General features: G+C 75.2%; 1 protein-coding gene. It reads left to right on the top strand.

The window, feature by feature from the left end; genetic code table 11:
• A partial coding sequence (locus ADY59_RS46995; RefSeq protein ID WP_049577790.1) for an FtsK/SpoIIIE domain-containing protein occupies nt 1-2,953 on the top strand: 2,953 nt, incomplete at both ends.

Below are 2,953 nucleotides of genomic sequence, written 5' to 3'. Positions count from 1 at the left end.
CCTCCTGGGACGATCACCGCCCCCCGCCCGCCCGCGGCGCCCACCGGCCCGGCGGCGAAGCCCTCACCCTGTGGCGCAACGGCCGCCCCCTTGATCCGCGAGCCCCCGCCAAGGCGGTGCTGCACGACGGCGACAAGGTCACCCTCGATCCCCACCTCGCCCGCGCCACCATCGTCGAGGAGCCCGGCGGGGTGGCGGAGGTGCGTGTCGTGGGTGGCCCGGCCGCAGGCGCGGTGCACCGCCTGGGGCTCGGCGTCCACGTCATCGGCTCCGATCCCATGTGCGCGATCACCGTGGCCGACCCGGCGCTGGCCCCCGAATCGGTGACCATCCGCGTCACCCCCGACGCCATCACGGCCGAGCGCGCCCGCCGCGCCAGCGCCGGCCAGGCCCCGAAGCTCAAGCTCAAGGGCCGCTGGGCCGACGAGGTCGCCGAGCTCACCGCCCGGGTCGCCGAGCGCGAGGCGGCCGAGCTCGCCGCCGAGTCCTTCGACGACGGCCCGGAGCTCGCCGCCCGGCCCCTCACCGACGCCGTCGACTGGCCGGACGACGCGCTGCTGTCCTGCGGTTCGTCCCTGTTCACGCTGACCGCCATCGAGCCCCGCGACGCCCACCTCACCCCCAGGCTCGAAGGCGGCGTGGCCTACAACCGGCCGCCGCGACTGGGCCGCCCCGAGGTCCGCCGCACGTTCAAGCGCCCGAAGGAGCCCTCACGCGCCGAGGGCATGCGCCTGCAGTTGCTGGCCGCGTTCCTCCCCGCGGTGATCGGCGTGACGCTGGCCTACGTCCTCCAGCAGTGGTATTTCCTGCTCTTCGCCCTGATGACGCCGGTCATCATGATCGGCCAGTGGTGGAGCGACCGCCGCCACGGCAAGAAGCAGCACCGCAAGGCGTTCAAGGAGTACAAGGAACGGCTGGAGGCCTACGACGAGGCCGTCGAGCGGGCCAGGGCCGACGACGAGCTGCTGCGCAGGTCCGACGCGCCCGACCCGGCCCAGGTGCTCCTCACCGCCATCGGCCCCCGGCGGCGGCTGTGGGAGCGCCGCGTCCACGACGACGACGCGCTCCGGCTCAGGGTCGGCCTGGCCGACCTCCCGGCCAACCTCGACCTCACCGAGGAGCAGGGCGGCCCCATCGAGCCGCCGATCTGCCGCGCGGTCCCCGTGGCGCTGGCCATGCGCCGGCTCGGCGTCGCCGGCGTCACGGGCCCCCGCGACACGGCCACCGGCCTGGCCGGCTGGCTCGTCGGCCAGGCCGCCACCCTGCACAGCCCGCGCGACCTCGCCATCGTGATCATCTCGGCGCACGCCGACGGCGAACGCCGCTGGGGCTGGGCACGCTGGCTGCCGCACTGCGCCCCGCGCGGCGGCGAGGAGTGCGTGGCCCTGGTCGGCGCCGACCCCGAGTCCGCCGCGCACCGGGTCGGCGAGCTGGCCGCGCTCATCGACGAACGCCAGAACACCGCGATCCCCGAGCTCGGCAAGATCCCCACCGGCTGGGACGATCTGGGCGGCCCGGAGCCGCCTGCCTTCTCCACCTACGATGTCCGCCCCTACGACGTGCTGGTCGTCCTCGACGGCGCACAGGCCCTGCGCGGCCTGCCCAGCATGCCCCAGGTCCTGCGCCAGGGCCCCCGCGCGGGCGTCTACACGCTGGCACTCGACGACGACGAGCGGCTGCTGCCCGAGGAGTGCGCGACGGTCGCCGCCTGCGCCCCCGACGGCAGGGTGCACCTGCGCGGCGGAGGGCTCGACGTGATCGGCCCCGTCCTGGCCGACCTCGTGTCGCCTTCCTGGTGCGACCGCCTGTCCAGGGCGCTGGCCCCCATCCGCGACGTGAGCAGGGAAGACACCTCCGCCCAGCTCCCGGGGAGCGTACGTCTGCTCGACCTGCTCGGGCTGCGCGCCCCCTCCGGCCGCGACCTCAGCAGCCGCTGGCTCGACCAGGGCACCACCCGCGCGCTGATCGGCGCCGGGCCCGACGGCCCGTTCGCGGTCGACCTCAGCCTCGACGGCCCGCACGGCCTCGTCGCGGGCACCACGGGCGCGGGCAAGTCGGAGCTCCTGCAGTCCCTCATCTGCTCCCTGGCCGTCTCCAACCGGCCTGACCAGCTCACCTTCGTCCTCATCGACTACAAGGGCGGCGCCGCCTTCAAGGAGTGCACCCGCCTCCCGCACACGGTCGGCATGGTCAGCGACCTCGACGGCCACCTCACCCAGCGGGCCCTGGAATCGCTCGGCGCCGAGATCCGCCGCCGCGAACGCCTCCTCCTCGCCGCCGGCGCGAAGGACATCGAGGACTACACCGGCCACCCGCTCCCCCGGCTCGTCCTCATCATCGACGAGTTCGCGGCCCTGGTGTCGGAGCTGCCCGACTTCGTCACGGGCCTGGTCGACATCGCCCGCAGAGGCCGGTCCCTGGGCATCCACCTGATCCTCGCCACGCAGCGCCCGGCCGGTGTGGTGACGGCCGACATCCAGGCCAACACCTCACTCCGCATCGCCCTGCGCGTCACCGAGCCGGCGGAGTCCGCCGACGTGATCGACCTGCCGGACGCGGCTCACATCTCCAAGTCCACCCCCGGCCGCTGCTACGTGAAGTCGGGGGCCGGCCCCGCCACAGCCGTCCAGACGGCCCGCGTCGGCGGCCGAGCCCCCGAACCCCTCCACACACCGTCAGCCGGCTCCGCCCCCCGGCACCCGGGCTCCGCCGGCCGCCTCGACGCGCCGGGCCAACCCGTGCATCCCGGCCTCACCGGCCCCACCTGGGCTCCGCACCACGCCCCCGCGCGCGTCAGGATCGTGGACGTCGACTGGCGCTCCCTGGGCCGTGCCCTCCCCGCGCCGCCGCAGCCCACCGAGGAGTCGGCGGTCACCGACCTGTCGATCCTCGCGGACGCCCTGATCGAAGCCGCCCGCCTGGCAGGCGTGCCGGAGCAGCCCCGCCCCTGGCT

Source organism: Nonomuraea sp. SBT364 (genome assembly GCF_001083785.1).
Lineage (GTDB): Bacteria > Actinomycetota > Actinomycetes > Streptosporangiales > Streptosporangiaceae > Nonomuraea.
This window is presented reverse-complemented; position numbering and strand designations above follow the sequence as displayed.